The 18742-nt window shown below is 70.6% G+C and carries 16 protein-coding genes; 7 read left to right on the forward strand and 9 right to left on the reverse strand.

What is annotated here, in order from left to right; genetic code table 11:
- The first annotated feature begins 430 nt into the window (after positions 1-430).
- On the forward strand, positions 431-1873 hold the full coding sequence (locus tag HCC61_RS18870) for a Glu/Leu/Phe/Val dehydrogenase (protein WP_169136767.1): 1443 nt from the start codon (positions 431-433) through the stop codon (positions 1871-1873).
- 84 nt (positions 1874-1957) lie between these two features.
- On the opposite strand, the gene pgl is transcribed toward HCC61_RS18870, so the two are convergent.
- From pgl to tkt, 5 genes are read right to left on the reverse strand one after another with little or no spacing between them, the layout of a single operon-like run.
- The gene (gene pgl / locus HCC61_RS18875) at positions 1958-2740 is read right to left on the reverse strand and encodes a 6-phosphogluconolactonase (protein ID WP_169136769.1); all 783 of its coding nucleotides are present in this window, start codon (positions 2738-2740) and stop codon (positions 1958-1960) included.
- On the reverse strand, positions 2737-3861 hold the full coding sequence (gene opcA, locus HCC61_RS18880) for a glucose-6-phosphate dehydrogenase assembly protein OpcA (RefSeq protein ID WP_169136771.1): 1125 nt from the start codon (positions 3859-3861) through the stop codon (positions 2737-2739). Before opcA ends, pgl begins: the two co-directional genes overlap by 4 nt.
- A complete protein-coding gene (zwf, locus tag HCC61_RS18885) occupies positions 3858-5384 on the reverse strand; it encodes a glucose-6-phosphate dehydrogenase (protein ID WP_169136773.1) in 1527 nt (508 codons plus the stop codon). The genes opcA and zwf overlap by 4 nt, the downstream gene beginning before the upstream one ends.
- A 5-nt stretch (positions 5385-5389) precedes the next feature.
- A complete protein-coding gene (tal, locus tag HCC61_RS18890) occupies positions 5390-6532 on the reverse strand; it encodes a transaldolase (protein WP_169136775.1) in 1143 nt (380 codons plus the stop codon).
- A 52-nt stretch (positions 6533-6584) separates the two neighbouring features.
- Positions 6585-8660: a transketolase gene (tkt, locus tag HCC61_RS18895; protein WP_169136777.1), complete on the reverse strand. Its 2076-nt coding sequence runs from the start codon at positions 8658-8660 to the stop codon at positions 6585-6587.
- Positions 8661-9096: 436 nt separating this feature from the next.
- On the opposite strand from tkt, the gene HCC61_RS18900 reads away from it, so the two are divergent.
- Complete coding sequence (locus HCC61_RS18900) at positions 9097-10038, forward strand: heme o synthase (RefSeq protein WP_169136779.1); 942 nt, start codon at positions 9097-9099, stop codon at positions 10036-10038.
- 432 nt (positions 10039-10470) lie between these two features.
- On the opposite strand, the gene HCC61_RS18905 is transcribed toward HCC61_RS18900, so the two are convergent.
- Entirely contained in the window at positions 10471-10812 is a 342-nt protein-coding gene (locus HCC61_RS18905) for a hypothetical protein (protein WP_169136781.1), read from the reverse strand.
- 110 nt (positions 10813-10922) lie between these two features.
- Between HCC61_RS18905 and HCC61_RS18910 the strand changes: the two genes are divergently transcribed.
- Entirely contained in the window at positions 10923-11279 is a 357-nt protein-coding gene (locus tag HCC61_RS18910) for a VOC family protein (RefSeq protein ID WP_169136783.1), read from the forward strand.
- 139 nt (positions 11280-11418) lie between these two features.
- On the opposite strand, the gene HCC61_RS18915 is transcribed toward HCC61_RS18910, so the two are convergent.
- The 3 genes from HCC61_RS18915 to HCC61_RS18925 all read right to left on the reverse strand — a co-directional run bounded on the left by HCC61_RS18915 (position 11419) and on the right by HCC61_RS18925 (position 14329).
- Positions 11419-12531: a COX15/CtaA family protein gene (locus HCC61_RS18915; RefSeq protein WP_206322662.1), complete on the reverse strand. Its 1113-nt coding sequence runs from the start codon at positions 12529-12531 to the stop codon at positions 11419-11421.
- Positions 12532-12638: 107 nt separating this feature from the next.
- Positions 12639-13406, reverse strand: a complete 768-nt coding sequence (locus tag HCC61_RS18920) for an ABC transporter permease (protein ID WP_169136785.1) — start codon at positions 13404-13406, stop codon at positions 12639-12641.
- A complete protein-coding gene (locus HCC61_RS18925) occupies positions 13403-14329 on the reverse strand; it encodes an ABC transporter ATP-binding protein (protein ID WP_169136787.1) in 927 nt (308 codons plus the stop codon). Before HCC61_RS18925 ends, HCC61_RS18920 begins: the two co-directional genes overlap by 4 nt.
- A 274-nt stretch (positions 14330-14603) precedes the next feature.
- Between HCC61_RS18925 and HCC61_RS30815 the strand changes: the two genes are divergently transcribed.
- The 4 genes from HCC61_RS30815 (at position 14604) to HCC61_RS18945 (ending at position 18739) form a co-directional block, all read left to right on the forward strand.
- A complete protein-coding gene (locus HCC61_RS30815) occupies positions 14604-15572 on the forward strand; it encodes a metalloregulator ArsR/SmtB family transcription factor (protein ID WP_346777275.1) in 969 nt (322 codons plus the stop codon).
- Positions 15569-16990 carry a Fe-S cluster assembly protein SufB gene (gene sufB, locus HCC61_RS18935; RefSeq protein WP_169136791.1) on the forward strand — a complete coding sequence of 474 codons (1422 nt, stop codon included), beginning with the start codon at positions 15569-15571 and terminating at the stop codon, positions 16988-16990. Before HCC61_RS30815 ends, sufB begins: the two co-directional genes overlap by 4 nt.
- A 232-nt stretch (positions 16991-17222) precedes the next feature.
- On the forward strand, positions 17223-18401 hold the full coding sequence (sufD, locus tag HCC61_RS18940; RefSeq protein ID WP_169136793.1) for a Fe-S cluster assembly protein SufD: 1179 nt from the start codon (positions 17223-17225) through the stop codon (positions 18399-18401).
- A complete protein-coding gene (locus tag HCC61_RS18945; RefSeq protein WP_169136795.1) occupies positions 18398-18739 on the forward strand; it encodes a non-heme iron oxygenase ferredoxin subunit in 342 nt (113 codons plus the stop codon). Before sufD ends, HCC61_RS18945 begins: the two co-directional genes overlap by 4 nt.
- Positions 18740-18742 lie beyond the last annotated feature (3 nt).

Here is an 18742-nt window from a genome sequence, read left to right on the forward strand (position 1 = left end):
ATCAGCCTTTTTCTTCGGCACGGGACGCGGCCCTGAGCCGCCTTTTCTTTCCTGTTCGAATTAAGTGCCCGGCAGCGGAAAAACGCCAGGGCACCGGCCCCAAGACATGCCTTGACAAGGGGCGAAGCGGGACCTCACAGTAGGCGCTACGCACAACGCAACGCGATACCTTCTCTGCGTAATTCCGAAGAACCTTCTTGCGCCCTCTGACGGCCCGCCACAAGTGTGCCTGCGGCGTAATTCGTCCTGCCCGTACGGACGCCGATTGCTTGCGAGTTAACTCAATGTGTCCGCATGCTCGAATCGGCGAAATAATTTGAGCAGTTCCCCAAAATGGGCGGCCGTTACTCCTGGTCCTCCAATGGCCGGGCCGGCTGATCCCGTACGTGTGAGTAAGTGCCTATCAGTGACTGGAAAGGGTGAGTGCCAAGTGACACCTACTGCTGTCGAGACGCCGATGCAGGTTTTCGAGCATGAACCCTTCCTGCAGGTCACATGGCGTGACTCCCAGACCTCCGCTCGTGGCTTCGTCGTGATCGACCAGCTGGTGACGGGCATCGCCACCGGCGGCCTGCGCATGCGGCCCGGGTGCACGATCGGTGAAGTGGCCGAGCTGGCACGGGAAATGACGCTCAAGATGGGCGCTTACGGAATTCACGTGGGCGGCGCCAAGGGCGGAATCGACTTCGACCCCACGGATCCCCGGGCCGAAGAGGTGCGGGGGCGGTTCCTGGAGGGCGTACGGCCCCTGCTGGAGCGCTTCTGGGTGACGGCGGGCGACCTCGGTACGCAGCAGGAGCAGCTCGACCAGGCCTTCGCGCGGGTCGGCATCGGCGAGACCTCGTTCCACGCCGCGGTGGTGCGTTCCGATGACGAGGCAGAGGTGCGCTCGCGCATCCAGCAGGCGTTCAACACACGCACGGAGGGCCTGCTGCTGTCCGAGCTGGTCGGCGGTTACGGCGTGGCCGAGGCGGCGCTCGCGGCCCTTGAGCACCGCGACATCCCCGCCGCGACGGCGAGCGCCGTCGTTCAGGGCTTCGGTGCGATGGGCGGCTCCACCGCGCTCTACCTCGAGCACGCCGGGGTGAAGATCGTCGGGATCACGGACGCACAGGGCATGATCCTCAACACCTCGCGGGGCCTCGACGTGGAGCTGCTGCTGTCCGCGCGGAGCACCGGCGGCGTCATCGACCGCTCCGTACTGCGCGAGGACGACGTGGAGCGCCCCGGTGACGAGTGGCTCGACCAGGACGTCGACGTGCTGGTGCCGGCCGCCGTCGGGCACACGATCACGGAGGACAACTGCGACCGGATCCGCGGCAGGTTCGTCGTGGAGGCCGCGAACGTGCCCACGACTCCCGAGGCCGAGCAGCGTCTGCTGGAGCGCGGGGTCGTGGTCGTGCCGGACTTCATCGCCAACACCGGTGCGGCCGCCGGGGCCTGGTGGGTCATCCTCGGCGAGGTGGTCAGCCCGGCAGGTGCATGCAGCAGGCTGTCGGCGCAGATCCGTCCGCTGGTACGGGACCTGCTGGACCGTGCCGACGAGAGCGGGATGTCGATGCGGACCGAGGGGATCCTGTTCTCCAAGGAGAACTCGCAGCGCCTGATCGACGAGTACGGCGGAGCGGTGGCCTTCCGCGACCTCTTCCCCGCCCTGGAGCCGGAGCAGCAGCTCACCCTGGACGAGGAGCCGGAGGCCGGTGCCGGCACCGTCGCGGACGTCGCCGAGACCGTGGTGCACCCGCCGAGCGGCGGGCTCCCGGAGGCGGCGGACCTGACCGAGTCCCCTCTGGAGACGGGGCGGCAGCCCGCGGCCGCGTTCCCGGCGTACTACCCCGGGGAGGCCGACGAGTCGGCCTCCGGCCAGCCCTGACCGCGCCTCACCTCACGCGCACACGACGACGGCGCCCCGCGACCGGATCTCTCCGGCCGCGGGGCGCCGTCATGCTGCGGGGAGTCACGACAGCGGCGGATAGAGGTCCCTCGGGAGCTTCGACGCCGCCGCCTCGTCGAGGAGCCAGAGCGTGCGGCTGCGGCCGTACGCACCCGCCGCCGGGGCCTGGATCTCGCCCGGTCCGGACAGTGCGAGGGTCACCGCGTCCGCCTTGTCCTCGCCGGCCGCCAGCAGCCACACCTCGCGGGCGGCCCGGATGGCGGGCAGCGTGAGCGAGATCCGTACCGGTGGCGGCTTGGGGGCGCCGTGCACCGCCACGGCCATGCTCTCCGTCTCGCGCACGCCGGGGTGCTCGGGAAACAGCGACGCCACATGGGTGTCGGGGCCGACGCCCAGCAGCAGCACGTCGAAGGAGGGGACGGGGGAGTGGTCCTCCGGGCGTGCGGCGGCGGCCAGTTCGGCCTCGTAGGCCTCGGCCGCGGCCTCCACGTCGTTGCCGTACGCGCCGTCCGAGGGCGCCATGGGGTGCACGCGCGCCGGGTCGAGCGGCACCGAGTCCAGGAGCGCTTCGCGGGCCTGCGTGACGTTGCGCTCCGGGTCGCCCTCCGGGAGGAAACGCTCGTCGCCCCACCACACGTCCAGCCGTGAGAAGTCGATGGAGTCACGGGCTGTGGAGGAGGCCAGCGCGGCGAGCAGGCCGTTGCCGTTGCGCCCGCCGGTCAGCACGACCGAGGCGCTGCCGCGTGCCGACTGCGCGTCGACGACCCGGGCGACGAGCCGCGCGGCCGCCGCCCGGGCCATCTCGTCCTTGTCGCGGTGCACGAAGACCTGGGCGGCGGCGCTCACTTCTTGGCTGCCCTCTTCGCGGTCGACCTGGCGGCCTTCTTGGCCGCGGCGGGCTGCTTCGCCGACTCCTCCTCCGGCTGCGGGGCCGCATGCGTCCGGGCGGACTTGCCGGTTCTGGAGCCGCCACCGCCACCGCCACCGCCGGTGCCGCCGTTACCGCGGCCGCCCCCGGTCCCGCCGCCGTTGCCGCCGCGCCCCCGGCCGGTCTGCTTCGTCCCGTACTGCACAGCAGACGCGTAGGCCTCGTCCGGGTCCAGGCGGCGCAGCTCCTCGGCGATCAGCTCGGCCGTGCCGCGCCGGTGCAGGGCCACATGGCGGTCCGGCTGCCCCGGCACGGCCAGTTCAGCGAGCGAACCGTCGGCGCGGTCCAGGCAGATGTCGCCGTCCGCGGTCGCCATCCGTACGGCCGTGATGCCCGGCCCGTCGGTGACCTCGCGCTCCACGGGCACGCGCAGCCGCTCCGAGAGCCACAGGGCGAGCAGCTCCGTCGAGGGGTTGTGGGCCTCGCCCTCCACGACGGCCGAACGCACCTTCAGCGACTGCTGGTCCAGGCCCGCCGCGAGCACGCTCCGCCACGGCGTCAGCCGCGTCCACGACAGATCGGTGTCGCCGGGCGCGTAGGTCTCGCCGCGCAGCCGCAGCGCCGCGAGCGGGTCCTCGGACGCCGCGGCGTCGGTGATCCGCCGCTGCCCGAGCGTGCCGAGCCTGTCCTGCGACGGGTTGTCCGGAGCGTCCTCCGGCCACCAGACGACGACGGGCGCGTCCGGCAGCAGCAGCGGCAGTACGACGCTGTAGGCGTGCGAGGCCAACTCGCCGTGCAGACGCAGCAGTACGGTCTCTCCCGTACCGGAGTCGCTGCCGACCCGCACCTCCGCGTCGAGCCTGGCCGTCGCGCGGTCGCGGGGGGAGCGGCCGGGGCGCCTGATGACGGCGAGGATGCGCGAGGGGTGCTCCTTCGAGGCCTCGCTCGCGGCCTTCAGGGCGTCGTAGTGGTTGCCCTCGTCGGTCACGATGACCATGGTGAGGACCATGCCGACGGCGGGGGAGCCGATCGACCGCCGCGCCTGGACGAGGGTGGTGTTGATCTGGCTGGAAGTGGTGTCCGTGAGGTCGATGTTCATGGCCGGCGCCAGCTCCGTCCGTCGCGTGCGAGCATCTCGTCGGCGGCCTGGGGGCCCCAGGTGCCGGACGCGTACTGCTCGGGCTTGCCGTGCTTGTCCCAGTAGTGCTCGACGGGGTCGAGGATCTCCCAGGAGCGCTCGACCTCCTGGTGCCGCGGGAAGAGGTTCGCGTCACCGAGCAGGACGTCGAGCAGCAGGCGCTCGTACGCCTCCGGGCTGGACTCGGTGAAGGACTCGCCGTACGCGAAGTCCATGGTCACGTCGCGGATCTCCATCTGCGTGCCGGGCACCTTCGAGCCGAACCTGATGGTGATGCCCTCGTCCGGCTGCACCCGGATGACCAGGGCGTTCTGCCCGAGCTCCTGGGTGTCCGTCGCGTCGAACGGCGAGTACGGGGCCCGCTGGAAGACGACCGCGATCTCGGTGACGCGGCGGCCGAGGCGCTTGCCCGTACGGAGGTAGAACGGCACGCCCGCCCAGCGGCGGTTGTCGATCCCCAGGCGCATCGCGGCGAAGGTGTCGGTCTTCGACTGCGGGTCGATGCCGTCTTCCTCCAGATAGCCGCGCACCCGCTCGCCGCCCTGCCAGCCCGCGGTGTACTGGCCGCGCACCGTGTGCTTGCCCAACTCGCGTGGCAGACGCACCGCGTTGAGCACCTTGAGCTTCTCGGTCACCAGCGCCTTGGCGTCGAAGGAGACCGGCTCCTCCATGGCCGTGAGGGCGAGCAGCTGGAGCAGGTGGTTCTGGATGACGTCCCGGGCCGAGCCGATGCCGTCGTAGTAGCCGGCACGGCCGCCGATGCCGATGTCCTCGGCCATGGTGATCTGCACGTGGTCGACGTAACTGCGGTTCCACAGCGGCTCGAACATCGTGTTGGCGAAGCGCAGCGCCAGGATGTTCTGGACGGTCTCCTTGCCCAGGTAGTGGTCGATGCGGAAGACCTGGTCGGGATTGAAGACGTCGTGCACGACCGCGTTGAGCTGCTGTGCGCTCGGCAGGTCGTGGCCGAAGGGCTTCTCGATGACGGCCCGGCGCCACGAGCCCGCGCCGCCGTCCGAGAGGCCGTGCTTCTTCAGCTGCGAGACGACAGTGGGGAAGAACTTCGGCGGCACGGAGAGGTAGAAGGCGAAATTCCCGCCCGTACCACGGGACTTGTCCAGTTCCTCGATCGTCGACTTCAGCGTGCGGAAGGCCTCGTCGTCGTCGAAGACGCCGGGCACGAAGCGCATCCCCTGCGACAGCTGTTTCCAGACCTCCTCACGGAAGGGAGTGCGCGCGTGCTCCTTGACGGAGTCGTGCACGACCTGCGCGAAGTCCTCGTGCTCCCAGTCCCGGCGGGCGAACCCGACGAGGGAGAAGCCCGGCGGGAGCAGCCCCCGGTTGGCGAGGTCATAGACGGCAGGCATCAGCTTTTTACGTGACAAATCACCCGTGACGCCGAAGATGACCAGACCCGACGGCCCCGCGATGCGGGGGAGCCGCCGGTCCAGTGCGTCACGCAGCGGATTGGCTGCGTCGGTCAACTTCCTTACGCCTCCTTCGGCGTGAGGCGCTTGAGCTCCGCCTCGGTGGAAGACAGCAGTTCGTTCCAGGACGCCTCGAACTTCTCGACGCCCTCGTCCTCCAGCACCTGGACGACGTCGTCGTAGGAGACGCCGAGCGCGGCGACGGCGTCGAGCACCGCCTGGGCATCGGCGTAGCTTCCGCGCACCGTGTCGCCGGTGATCTCACCGTGGTCGTCGGCGGCCTTGAGGGTGGCCTCCGGCATGGTGTTGACCGTGTTCGGTGCGACCAGCTCGGTCACGTACAGCGTGTCCGGGAGGGAGGGGTCCTTCACGCCGGTCGAAGCCCACAGCGGGCGCTGGCTGTTGGCCCCGGCGCGCTCCAGCACGCGCCAGCGCTCGGGCGGTTCGGCGGAGCCGTCGGCGGGCCCGAAGACCTGCTCGTACGCCTGGTAGGCGAGGCGCGCGTTGGCGACGGCGGCCTTGCTCTTCAGCTCCTTGGCCTTCTTCGTGCCGATCGCGTCGAGCCGCTTGTCGATCTCGGTGTCGACGCGGGAGACGAAGAAGGACGCCACGGAGTGGATGGCGGAGAGGTCGAGGCCGAGGGCCTTGGCCTTCTCCAGGCCGGCCTGGAAGGCGTCCATGACCTCCCGGTACCGCTCCAGGGAGAAGATCAGCGTGACGTTGACGCTGATGCCCTTGCCGATGGTCTCGGTGATCGCGGGGAGGCCCGCCTTCGTCGCCGGGATCTTGATGAATGTGTTGGGGCGGTCCACCAGCCAGGCCAGCTGCCGCGCCTCGGCCACCGTCGGCTTCGTCTTGTGCGCGAGCCGCGGGTCGACCTCGATGGAGACCCGGCCGTCCTTGCCGCCGGTGGCGTCGAAGACGGGCCGGAGCACGTCCGCGGCGTCCCGCACGTCGGCGGTGGTGATCATGCGCAGCGCCTCCTCGACCGTCACGCCGCGCGACGCGAGATCGGAGACCTGCTGGTCGTACTTCTCGTCGGAAGAGATCGCCTTCTGAAAGATCGTCGGGTTCGTCGTGACGCCCACCACGTGCTGCTCGTCGATGAGTTCGCCCAGGTTGCCCGACGTGATCCGGTGACGGGACAGGTCATCCAGCCAGATCGCGACGCCTTCGTCGGAGAGGCGCTTGAGAGCGTCTGTCATGGGAATTGCATCTCCTGCTGGTCGTAGCTTCTGTACGTGTCGGGGTGGGGCATCAGCGGGACGCGGCCTCCAGGGACTCCCGCGCGGCCGTGACGACCGCCTCGGCGGTGAGTCCGAACTCCCGGTAGAGCGTCTTGTAGTCGGCCGAGGCACCGTAGTGCTCAAGCGAGACGATCCGCCCCGCGTCACCGACGTACCGGTGCCAGGTCAGACCGACGGCCGCCTCGACCGCGACCCGCGCCCGCACGGTCGGCAGCAGCACGCTGTCCTTGTACGCCTGGTCCTGCTCCTCGAACCACTCCACCGACGGCATCGACACGACCCGCGTACGCACGCCCTCCGCCTGGAGGACGTCGCGGGCCTCGACGGCGAGCTGGACCTCGGATCCGGTGCCGATGAGGATCAGCTGGGGCTCGCCGCCGTCCGCCTCGAACATCACGTAACCGCCCTTGGCGGCCTGGGGGTTGGGCTCGTAGGTGGGGACGTTCTGCCGGGTCAGCGCCAGTCCGTGCGGGGCCGGCTTCTCGCCGTGCCGGCGCAGCACCTCGGTCCAGGCGATCGCCGTCTCGTTGGCGTCGGCCGGGCGGACGACGTTCAGACCGGGGATGGCGCGCAGCGCGGGCAGGTGCTCGACGGGCTGGTGGGTCGGGCCGTCCTCGCCCAGTCCGATCGAGTCGTGCGTCCAGACGTACGTCACGGGCGCCTTCATCAGCGCCGCGAGACGTACGGCCGGACGCATGTAGTCGGAGAACGTGAGGAAAGTGCCGCCGTAGACGCGGGTGTTGCCGTGCAGCGCGATGCCGTTCATGGTCGAGCCCATGGAGTGCTCGCGGATGCCGAAGTGCAGCGTGCGCCCGTAAGGGTCCGCGCCCGGCAGCGGGTTGCCCTCCGGCAGGAACGAACTCTCGTCCCACGTCGTGTTGTTGGAGCCCGCCAGGTCGGCGGAGCCGCCCCACAGCTCCGGGATCTTCGGGCCGAGCGCCTTGAGCACGGCGCCGGACGCCTTGCGCGTGGCCATCTCCTTGCCCGCCTCGAAGGAGGGCACCGCCTTCTCCCAGCCTTCGGGCAGCTCGCCCGCGCGGATGCGGTCGAACTCGGCCGCACGCTCCGGGTTGGCCGAACGCCACTCGGTGAACCGCTTGTCCCAGGTGCCACGCACCTCACGGCCGCGGTCCCAGGCCTTGCGCGTGTGCTCCAGCACGTCGGTGTCCACCTGGAAGTGCTGCTCGGGATCGAAGCCGAGGACCTTCTTGGTCTTGACGACCTCCTCCTCGCCGAGCGCCGCCCCGTGCGCCGCCCCGGTGTTCTGGGCGTCGGGCGCGGGCCAGGCGATGATGGAGCGCACGGCGATGAAGGACGGACGGGAGGTCTCGGCCTTGGCCGCCTCGAACGCCTTGTACAGCGCCTTCGGGTCGAGGTCGCCGTCGGGCAGCGGGTCGACGCGCTGCACGTGCCAGCCGTAGGACTCGTACCGCTTCACGGTGTCCTCGGAGAACGCGGTCTCGGTGTCGCCCTCGATGGAGATGTGGTTGTCGTCCCACATCACGACGAGGTTGCCGAGCCGCTGGTGGCCCGCGAGCGAGGACGCCTCGCCGGAGACGCCCTCCTGGAGGTCGCCGTCGCTGGCGAACGTCCAGATGGTGTGGTCGAAGGGGGACTCGCCGGCGGCGGTGTCCGGGTCGTACAGGCCGCGCTCGTAGCGGGACGCCATCGCCATGCCCACCGCGTTGGCGACGCCCTGGCCGAGGGGGCCCGTCGTGGTCTCGACGCCGACGGTGTGACCGTGCTCGGGATGGCCGGGTGTCTTGCTGCCCCAGGTGCGGAAGCTCTTGAGGTCCTCCAGCCCCAGGCCGTAACCGGCGAGGTAGAGCTGGATGTAGAGCGTCAGGCTGGAGTGGCCGACGGAGAGGACGAACCGGTCACGGCCCGGCCAGTCCGGGTCGTGCGGGTCGTGGCGCATCAGCTTCTGGAAGACAAGGTAGGCCGCGGGAGCGAGGGCCATGGCCGTGCCGGGGTGGCCGTTGCCGACCTTCTGCACTGAATCCATGGCCAGGACCCGGACGGTGTCGACGGCCCGCTGGTCCAGATCGGTCCATTCGAGATCGGTGGTGGTCGGCTTGGTGCTCACCCTGGGTCAGGGCTCCTCTCCGATGTCGGCTGTCGGTGCGTTGCGCTCACCGGCGGTGTCGAGCGTACCCCTGTGCTGTGCGCATCTCTTCAGGGTGCTCAACAACGGCGCACCGACACTTACGGCGACACTCACGGCCACGGAGAACCGCGGAGGAAACCCGCGGAGAACAGCAGCCGCAGCCACCGCGAGAACCGCGTCACACACGACAACAAGAAGGCGCCGCCCGGGGATTCCCCCGGCGGGCCGCATCGCGCCCGCGCCGGTCCCCACGCGCCCCGGCCTGCACCGCGGCACGCGCACCCGCCCCGGGAGTGCCGCGGTACCCCGCTCGCGGCGCGTGCACCGGCGCCGTCTAAAGTGGCGTGGTACGCGCGAGCCCTAACGGAATGTGCACCGTTCACGCTCGCATTTCATGGAGTGATCAGGGGTGTTCGTGACGGCCGTCGGATCCCGTCCTGCGGGGGTGCTAGAGACCAGCACCGCGGACCGGTCGTTCGCTGCCCGGCTCAAGGCGTACGTGGCGCTGACCAAGCCCCGCATCATCGAACTGCTTCTCATCACCACGATTCCGGTGATGTTCCTCGCCGCGCAGGGCGTGCCCGACCCGTGGCTCGTGCTGATCACCTGCGTCGGCGGCTATCTCTCCGCGGGCGGCGCCAACGCGCTGAACATGTACATCGACCGCGACATCGACGCGCTGATGCACCGCACCGAGAGCCGCCCGCTGGTGACGGGCGCGGTGAGCCCGCGCGCCGGTCTCGTCTTCGGGCTGAGCCTGGCGGCCGTCTCCACCCTGTGGTTCGCGCTGCTCGTCAACTGGCTCTCGGCGGCGCTCTCCCTGGGCGCGCTGCTCTTCTACGTGCTCGTCTACACGATGGTGCTCAAGCGCCGCACCTCGCAGAACATCGTGTGGGGCGGCATCGCCGGCTGCATGCCCGTCCTCATCGGATGGTCGTCGGTGAAGAACGAGGTCAGCTGGGCCGCCGTCATCCTCTTCCTCGTCATGTTCTTCTGGACGCCGCCGCACTACTGGCCGCTGTCGATGAAGGTGCGCGAGGACTACGCGCGCGTCGGCGTGCCGATGCTCCCCGTCGTCGCGACGAACTCCGCGGTCGCCCGTCAGATCGTGCTCTACAGCTGGGTGATGGTCGCCGTCTCGCTGATGCTGTGGCCGCTCGGGTACGTCGGCTGGTTCTACACGTCGGTGGCGCTGGCCTCCGGCGGCTGGTGGCTGTGGGAGGCGCACGCGCTGCTGACACGTGCGAAGTCCGGGGCGAAGGGCGCCAAGCTGAAGGAGATGCGCCTCTTCCACTGGTCGATCACATACGTCTCGCTGCTGTTCGTGGCGGTCGCGATCGACCCCTTCCTGCGCTGAGGCAGTACGCGGGAGCGGAAGCCGTGCGCGGGAACTGAGGCCGTACGGGGGCGCTGAAGCCGTGCGCTGGAACTGAGGCCGTACGGGGGCGCTGAAGCCGTGCGCTGGAACTGAGGGCGTGCGCGGGAACTGAGGCCGTACGCCGACGCAGCCCCGCTCGGGACGCCCGGCACGACGGGCCCGGGAACACCACCTCGTAACGCGACGCCGGGACGGCCCGATGGCGAGGCGGACGGGCCCGCGACCGGGAGAAGCGAGACCGCGGACGGCGATGGACGAGCAGCGACGGACGAGCCCGCGGGCAGCGGGCGAGCGGGCGGCGTGAACCGCCCAACTGCCCGCGGCCATACGTGAGGGCCCGGACCAGTGACGGTGGTCCGGGCCCTCACCGCTCCCGGCAGGGAACGCTCTGTGAGACGCGGATGCGCCGCGTCAGGCGCCTGCGGGCCGCTTCTCCGGCTGTGCGCCGTGCTGACCGCCGAGCTGGATGCCCGCCATGCGGCTCCACTCGTAGGGGCCCGTCCGCACCTTCTCGGCCATCTCGCCCGCGAAGGAGTCGTGGACGGTGATGCCCGCTCGCTCCGTGGCCTGCCGGGCCGTCTCCACGGAGGGGGCCATGAGATCGCCCCAGGTGCCGTCCGCGCCGACGAGGGCGATGCGGGCACCGGTCTGTCCCACGTAGGCGATCTGCCCTTCCGCGCTGCCGCCGTGCCGCCGCGCGAAGTCGCCGATCTCCTTGGCGAGCCTGGCCGCCCGCTTGCTGCTGTCTGCCATGCCCCGATGCTACCGGCGGGTATACCTCCGCGACCACGGCCGGGTGTGCCGGGAGACCCATGCCACACGGGCCGCGCCCCGTTGTCGGTGTCGGGGCCTAGGGTCGCCTCATGATCAACGGTGGACACGTCATCATCTACAGCCGCGACGCGGAGGCCGACCGTGCCTTCTTCAGGGACGTACTGGAGTATCCGCACGTCGACGCGGGAGGCGGGTGGCTGATCTTCAAGCTGCCGCCCGCCGAGATCGCCGTGCATCCCGTGGACACGGAGGGGTCCGAGGCGCACGAGTTCTACTTCATGTGCGACGACGTCGAAGCGACGGTGGCCCGACTGACCGCGGAGGGCGTGGAGTTCACGCAGCCGGTCACCGACGCGGGCTGGGGGCGCCTGACGAGATTCCGGCTGCCGGGAGGAGGCGAGGTCGGCATGTACGAGCCGAGGCACGAGCGAGCCACGGAGCTGTGAGCCCGGGCCGTCGGCCGGGGCGGCGGATCGGGGCTGCTGATCAGGGCTGCGGACCGGACGGGGTCGAGCCGGGCCCGGGTCCGCTGGTGACGCGCGTGTGCCCAGGGTTCGGCGGGCCGCCGGCGGCGGGCTGCGGGCGTCAGGTGACCGTCGTGGTGTGGCCCGGCTCGTCGTCCGCCCCGGCGGGTGCGGGGATCCGGGCCTTCCGCGTGGAGGTCTGTGTGGCGCCCGCGTGCGCCGCCTGCCCGTGCCCCTCTTCCACGGGTACGTGCGCGGCATCGGCAGCGGGCGTACCGCCCGGCGGCAGTCCGCGCTCCCGCAGCGACAGCAGCAGCCGCAGCGTGGCGATCCACACCAGCGACGCTCCCAACAGATGGGTCCCGACGAGGACTTCGGGCAGCTCCGTGAAGTACTGGACGTAGCCGACGACGCCCTGCGCGAGCAGCACGATCAGCAGCTCGCGGGCGCGCGCCCGCGGTCCCGGCGGCGCGTCGAACGCCCGCATCACGAGGCAGACCACCAGCGTCAGCGCGACCACGATCCAGGCCAGCGCGGCGTGCACCTGTGCGGCCGTCTCCAACGCGACGGGCATGCGCGGCACTTCACTGCTGTCGCCCGCGTGCGGCCCCGCGCCCGTGACGACGGTGCCGGCGGTCACCAGCGCCGCGGATGCCACGACCAGCACCCGTACCGGCTTCACGACCGGCGGGCCCGCCAGCGGTCGCGGCCGCACGTCGCCCTCGCCCGCCCGCAGCCACGTCAGGGTGGCGACGGTGAGCAGCCCGGTCGCGAGCAGGAAGTGCCCGGCGACCGTGTACGGGTTGAGCCCGGTCAGCACCGTGACACCGCCGATGACGGCGTTGCCCATGACCGTCCAGAACTGCGCCCACGCCAGCCGGCTGAGCCCGCGGCGGCGCGGTTTCGCCGAGCGGGCCGCGACGATGGCCCAGCCGACGGCCGCGCTCAGCACGTACGTCAGCATCCGGTTGCCGAACTCGATCGCCCCGTGCACGCCCATCTCCGACGTGGCGTACAGGCTGTCGCTGCTGCACTTGGGCCAGGTGTCGCAGCCCAGCCCCGAGCTGGTCAGCCGCACCGCGCCGCCGGTCACGATGATGACGACGCTCATCGCGAGAGCGGAGAGGGCGGCCCGCCGGAGGGTCTCGGGGGCGGGCGTCCAGCGCTTGGCGATGTACGCGATGGGATTGCGTACGAGTTCGAACAGGTTCGGCACGAGATGCACGGCAGACATCGTACGGGCGAGCTTGTGCGCACATTCACGAGGGTCCCGGGAGGTCCCGGCGGAGGCCTCCGGCGGGACGGCGCCGGCGGTCGTGCTCACTCCCGATTGAGGCGGGCTCACTCCCACTTGAAGAAGGCCGCCGCGGCACCCAGCCCCGCCACGGCCCAGACGCCCAGCACGCCCAGATCCCCCCAGGGGATCGCGGCGCCGTGCTGGAGCACGTCGCGCAGACCGCCGGAGAGCGCCGCGATCGGCAGCAGCCCGAGCGCCCCCTGCGCGGCCTCCGGGAACCTGTCCAGCGGTACGACGACGCCCCCGCCCACCAGCAGCAGGATGAAGACGAGGTTGGCGGCGGCGAGGGTGGCCTCGGCCCGCACCGTCCCCGCGAGCAGCAGCCCGAGCCCGGAGAAGGCGGCCGTGCCCAGGAGGAGCAGCAGCGCCACCGCGAGCGGGCTCCCGTGCGGCGACCAGCCGAGCGCCAGCGCGACCGCGGTCAGCAGCAGCGCCTGTAGCGCCTCGACGGCCAGCACCGATCCGGTCTTCGCCGCCATCAGTCCCCAGCGGGGCAGCGGCGAGACGCCGAGCCGCTTGAGCACTCCGTAGCGCCGCTCGAAGCCGGTGGCGATGGCCTGGCCCGTGAAGGCGGTGGAGAGCACGGCCAGCGCGAGGATGCCGGGGGTGAGGAAGTCGACGCGCGCGCCGCCGCCGAGCTCGACCACCTCGACCGAGCTGAAGAGCACGAGCAGCAGCGTCGGGATGACGACGGTGAGCAGCAGCTGTTCGCCGTTGCGCAGCAGCATCCGGGTCTCCAGCGCCGTCTGCGCGCCGATCATCCGCCACAGCGGGGCGGCGGCCGGTGCGGGGGTGAAGGTGCCGGCGCTCACGAACGAAGCTCCTTGCCTGTGAGTTCGAGGAAGACGTCCTCCAGCGTGCGGCGCTCCACCGAGATGCGGTCGGGCATGACGCCGTGCTGCGCGCACCAGGAGGTGACCGTGGCGAGCAGCTGCGGATCGACGGTGCCGGTGACGCGGTAGCCGCCGGGCACCAGCTCCGCGGCGGCGGAGTCGTCGGGCAGCGCCTTGAGCAGGGAGGTCAGGTCGAGGCCGGGACGCCCGGTGAAGCGCAGCGAGTTCTCGGCGCCGCCGCGGCACAGCTCGTCCGGAGTGCCGTGGGCGACGACGCGTCCGCCGTCGATGATCACGACGTCGTCGGCCAGCTCCTCGGCCTCGTCCATGTGGTGCGTGGTGAGTACGACGGTGACGCCGTCGGTGCGCAGCGCCCGCACCAGGTCCCAGGTCGCGCGGCGTGCCTGCGGGTCGAGACCGGCGGTCGGCTCGTCGAGGAAGACCAGCTCGGGCCGTCCGACGACGGCCATCGCGAGCGAGAGCCGCTGCTTCTGGCCTCCGGAGAGGCGCCGGTAGGGCGTACGGCCGCAGCCGTCCAGGCCGAGCATGTCGACGAGCGTGTCCACGTCCAGCGGGTTCGCGTACAGGCCGGCCATGTGGCGCAGCATCTCCTCGGCGCGCGCCCCGGAGTACACCCCGCCGCTCTGGAGCATGACCCCGACGCGGGGACGCAGCCGGGAGGCGTCGGCGACGGGGTCGAGCCCGAGGACCCGCACGCTGCCGCCGTCGGGTCTGAGATAGCCCTCGCACGTCTCGACCGTGGTGGTCTTGCCCGCTCCGTTCGGTCCGAGCAGAGCCGTGACCGTGCCGTACGGGACGGACAGACCGAGACCGTCGACCGCGGTCTTCCTGCCGAACCGCTTCACCAGGCCCGCGATCTCGAGGGCCCCACCGCTTCCCATACGGGGGAGTCTAAGGATTCCGAAGTGCCTTATACGGCCCGGGGTTGAGATGTGTGACAGAGCTTCGCGATCCTCGCGTGCCCGGCGGCTGCGGGCCCGTATGCCGTCACGCGGGCGGCAGGTAAGGCTCCCCTTACGTGATGCAGGCCATCCCACCAGGTCAGATCGCGGCTTGCCGCGTCCCGAAGAATTACGCAACAATGACGTTGTGAAAAAGTCGGCTGATGGACATGAGACGCGAGAGGCGGCCCGGGCGGCCGCCGGCGGTGCGCCTGTGTCCGGGCCGTCCGGCGCCTCCGGTGGTTCGGGAGGCCATGACGAGCAGCAGGGCACGCGGAACAGGGTGGCGCGCTCCATCCTGGACCACGGCCCTTCCACCGCAGCCGAGTTGGCGCTGCGGCTGAAGCTGACCCAGGCGGCCGTCCGCCGCCACCTCGACTCGCTCGTGAGCGAGGGTGTCGTGGAGCCGCGTGCGAAGCGGGTCTACGGCTCGCGCGGCAGGGGCCGCCCCGCCAAGGTCTTCGCGCTCACCGACTGCGGCCGGGACGCCTTCGACCAGGACTACGACAGGCTGGCCGCCGACGCGCTGCGCTGGATAGCCCGGACCGCGGGCGGCGGCGAGCGCGGCGACGCGGCGGTGGCGGATTTCGCCCGCGCCCGCGTGGCCGAGCAGGCCGAGCAGTACAGACGCGCGCTGGAGCGGGTGCCGCCCGAGGAGCGCACCCGTGCGCTGGCCGAGGCACTGACCGAGGACGGGTACGCTGCCACTGCGCGCAGCGCGCCCGCTTCCATCGGGGGCACCCCCGGCGGTGAGCAGCTCTGCCAGCACCACTGCCCGGTGGCGCACACCGCCGAGCAGTTCCCGCAGCTGTGCGAGGCGGAGACGGAGGTCTTCTCCCGACTGCTCGGCACCCACGTCCAGCGGCTGGCGACGATCGCCCACGGAGACGGGGTGTGCACCACCTTCGTCCCGCAGACCCGGCCGCCGTCGGCAGGCGACCGGTCCGGAGGCGCCGGCGGATCCCCGTCCCGCCCCCGGGACGTCACAGGGACGGGCGGCACGGCGGCGGGCACGACCGCCGGCGAGCCACCGGACCACAAGAGCGACACGAAGAACACGAGCAAGACCACGAACAAGACCGGCCACACGAGTAGCACGGGCCATACGAGAAACAACCGCAAGACCGAGGCGAGCAACGCCACCACAGCACCTGCGAACACCGCCGGGAGGAACCCCGCATGACCTCTCCTACGGAGACTGCTCACCCAGAGCTCGAAGGGCTGGGCAAGTACGAGTACGGCTGGGCCGACTCCGACACGGCCGGTGCCGCGGCGAAGCGCGGCCTCTCCGATGAGGTCGTCCGCGACATCTCGGGGAAGAAGAACGAGCCGGAGTGGATGCTCAAGCTCCGCCTGAAGGGGCACCGGCTCTTCGAGAAGAAGCCCATGCCCAACTGGGGCTCGGACCTGTCGGGCATCGACTTCGACAACATCAAGTACTTCGTCCGCTCCACGGAGCAGCAGGCCCAGACATGGGACGACCTGCCCGAGGACATCAAGAACACCTACGACAAGCTCGGCATCCCCGAGGCGGAGAAGCAGCGCCTCGTCGCCGGTGTCGCCGCGCAGTACGAGTCGGAGGTCGTCTACCACCAGATCCGTGAGGACCTGGAGCAGCAGGGCGTCCTCTTCCTGGACACCGACACGGCGCTGCGCGAGCACCCGGAGATCTTCCAGGAGCACTTCGGCACCGTGATCCCGCCCGGTGACAACAAGTTCGCCGCGCTCAACACCGCGGTGTGGTCGGGCGGTTCGTTTATCTACGTGCCGCCGGGCGTGCACGTCGACATCCCGCTCCAGGCCTACTTCCGCATCAACACCGAGAACATGGGCCAGTTCGAGCGGACGCTGATCATCGTCGACGAGAACGCCTACGTGCACTACGTCGAGGGCTGCACGGCTCCGATCTACAACTCGGACTCGCTGCACTCCGCCGTCGTCGAGATCATCGTCAAGAAGGGCGGCCGCTGCCGCTACACGACGATCCAGAACTGGTCGAACAACGTCTACAACCTGGTCACCAAGCGTGCGGTGGCCTACGAGGGCGCGACCATGGAGTGGGTCGACGGCAACCTCGGCTCGAAGGTGACGATGAAGTACCCGGCCGTCTACCTGATGGGCGAGCACGCCAAGGGCGAGACGCTCTCGGTCGCCTTCGCGGGTGAGGGCCAGCACCAGGACGCCGGCGCGAAGATGGTGCACATGGCGCCGCGCACGTCCTCCAACATCGTCTCCAAGTCGGTGGCCCGCAGCGGCGGCCGTACGTCCTACCGCGGTCTGATCGAGGTCGCCGAGGGCGCCGAGGGGTCGAAGTCCAACGTGCTGTGCGACGCGCTGCTCGTGGACACCGTCTCCCGCTCGGACACCTATCCGTACGTCGACGTCCGCGAGGACGACGTGACGATGGGCCACGAGGCCACCGTCTCCAAGGTCAGCGACGACCAGCTCTTCTACCTGATGAGCCGTGGCCTGTCCGAGGACGAGGCGATGGCGATGATCGTCCGCGGCTTCGTCGAGCCCATCGCGAAGGAGCTGCCGATGGAGTACGCGCTGGAGCTCAACAGGCTCATCGAACTTCAGATGGAAGGCGCGGTCGGCTAGCCGCCCGGCACACGGCGCCGCACGACGAACAGTGGGCGCCGTGTCTCAGCCCAGCGCGCGGGCTGCGAGCGCGTAACCGTTCCGCACGTCACCGAGTGTGCGGCGCCGGGAAAGCCGGATCCGGAGGCCGGGAAGAGGCCGAGGACCCGGGCAGGGGACCGGTCCCGGCACCGCACACGCGCCCGCAGCCGGGCGAGAGGACCGAAGGCAGAAAGAGAGCACGACGACAGCTATGGCCGAGGCTCAGAAGATTCCAGCGGGTTCCACCGCCGTGGGCGGCGTCGCGGTGGCGGCTGAGTCCACCGTCGCCACGCGGATGAGCGCACCGCCCTCATTCGACGTGGCGGACTTCCCCGTGCCCCACGGCCGGGAGGAGGAGTGGCGCTTCACTCCGATCGAGCGGCTGAAGGGACTGCACGACGGTTCCGCCGAGGCGTCGGGTGCTCTCAAGGCCGAGGTCGACGCGCCGGAGGGCGTGACGGTGGAGACGGTCGGGCGCGACGACCCGCGCGTCGGCCGGGCCGGCAAGCCGGTCGACCGGGTCGCGGCGCAGGCGTTCTCCTCGTTCGAGAAGGCCTCGGTCGTGACGGTGCCCAAGGAGGCCGTGCTGAAGGAGCCGGTGCGGGTCTCCCTGCACGGCGAGGGCGGCGTCAGCTACGGCCACACGATCTTCGAGGTGAAGGACTTCGCCGAGGCGGTCATCGTCATCGACCACACCGGCGACGCCGTGCGGGCGGCCAACGTCGAGTTCGTGCTCGGCGACGGCGCCAAGCTGACCGTCGTCTCCGTGCAGGACTGGGACGACACGGCCGTCCACTGCTCGCAGCACAACGCGCTGGTGGGCCGGGACGCCACGTTCAAGTCGGTCGTCGTCACCTTCGGCGGTGACGTCGTACGCCTGCATCCCCGCGTGAGCTACGCGGGCCCCGGCGGCGAGGCGGAGTTCTACGGCCTGTACTTCACCGACAACGGCCAGCACCAGGAGCACCGGCTCTTCGTCGACCACGACAGGCCCAACTGCCGCAGCAACGTGGTCTACAAGGGCGCTCTCCAGGGCGAGGAGGCGCACGCCGTCTGGATCGGCGACGTGCTGATCCGCGCCGACGCCACCGGCACCGACACCTACGAGCTGAACCGCAACCTCGTGCTGACGGACGGCTCGCGGGTCGACTCGGTGCCCAACCTGGAGATCGAGACCGGCGAGATCGTCGGGGCGGGCCACGCCTCGGCCACCGGCCGGTTCGACGACGAGCAGCTCTTCTACCTCCAGGCCCGGGGCATCCCCGAGCAGGAGGCGCGGCGGCTGGTCGTGCGCGGCTTCTTCGCCGAACTCGTCCAGCAGATCGGCCTGCCGGACGTGGAGGAGCGCCTCATCGAGAAGATCGAGGCCGAGCTGGAGGCGTCGGTATGAGCGACGGCGAAGGCTTCGTGCGCGTGGCCGCGCTCGGCGAGCTGGAGGAGGACACCCCCAAGCGGGTGGAGCTCGAAGGCGTGCCGGTCGCTCTCGTCCATACGGAGGGAGAGGTGTTCGCGGTCAACGACATCTGCTCGCACGCGAACGTCTCACTGTCCGAGGGCGAGGTCGAGGACTGCCAGATCGAGTGCTGGCTGCACGGCTCCAGTTTCGATCTGCGTACGGGCAAGCCGTCCGGTCTGCCCGCGACCCGCCCCATCCCCGTATACCCCGTACGAATCGAAGGCGAAGGGCCCGGCGCGGCCGTGCTCGTCTCCGTCACACAGGAGTCCTGAAGT

Origin of the sequence: Streptomyces sp. HNM0575 (assembly GCF_012726265.1) — a bacterium.
Taxonomy (GTDB): Bacteria; Actinomycetota; Actinomycetes; order Streptomycetales; family Streptomycetaceae; genus Streptomyces.

What these genes read in the sequence shown, in the direction of transcription:
- HCC61_RS18905 (WP_169136781.1), bottom strand. Translation starts at nt 10,812, where the DNA reads ATGGCAGACAGCAGCAAGCGGGCGGCCAGGCTCGCCAAGGAGATCGGC.
- HCC61_RS18925 (WP_169136787.1), bottom strand. Translation starts at nt 14,329, where the DNA reads ATGGGAAGCGGTGGGGCCCTCGAGATCGCGGGCCTGGTGAAGCGGTTC.
- sufB (WP_169136791.1), top strand. Translation starts at nt 15,569, where the DNA reads ATGACCTCTCCTACGGAGACTGCTCACCCAGAGCTCGAAGGGCTGGGC.
- HCC61_RS18945 (WP_169136795.1), top strand. Translation starts at nt 18,398, where the DNA reads ATGAGCGACGGCGAAGGCTTCGTGCGCGTGGCCGCGCTCGGCGAGCTG.
- opcA (WP_169136771.1), bottom strand. Translation starts at nt 3,861, where the DNA reads ATGAACATCGACCTCACGGACACCACTTCCAGCCAGATCAACACCACC.
- sufD (WP_169136793.1), top strand. Translation starts at nt 17,223, where the DNA reads ATGGCCGAGGCTCAGAAGATTCCAGCGGGTTCCACCGCCGTGGGCGGC.
- HCC61_RS18910 (WP_169136783.1), top strand. Translation starts at nt 10,923, where the DNA reads ATGATCAACGGTGGACACGTCATCATCTACAGCCGCGACGCGGAGGCC.
- tal (WP_169136775.1), bottom strand. Translation starts at nt 6,532, where the DNA reads ATGACAGACGCTCTCAAGCGCCTCTCCGACGAAGGCGTCGCGATCTGG.
- HCC61_RS18915 (WP_206322662.1), bottom strand. Translation starts at nt 12,531, where the DNA reads ATGTCTGCCGTGCATCTCGTGCCGAACCTGTTCGAACTCGTACGCAAT.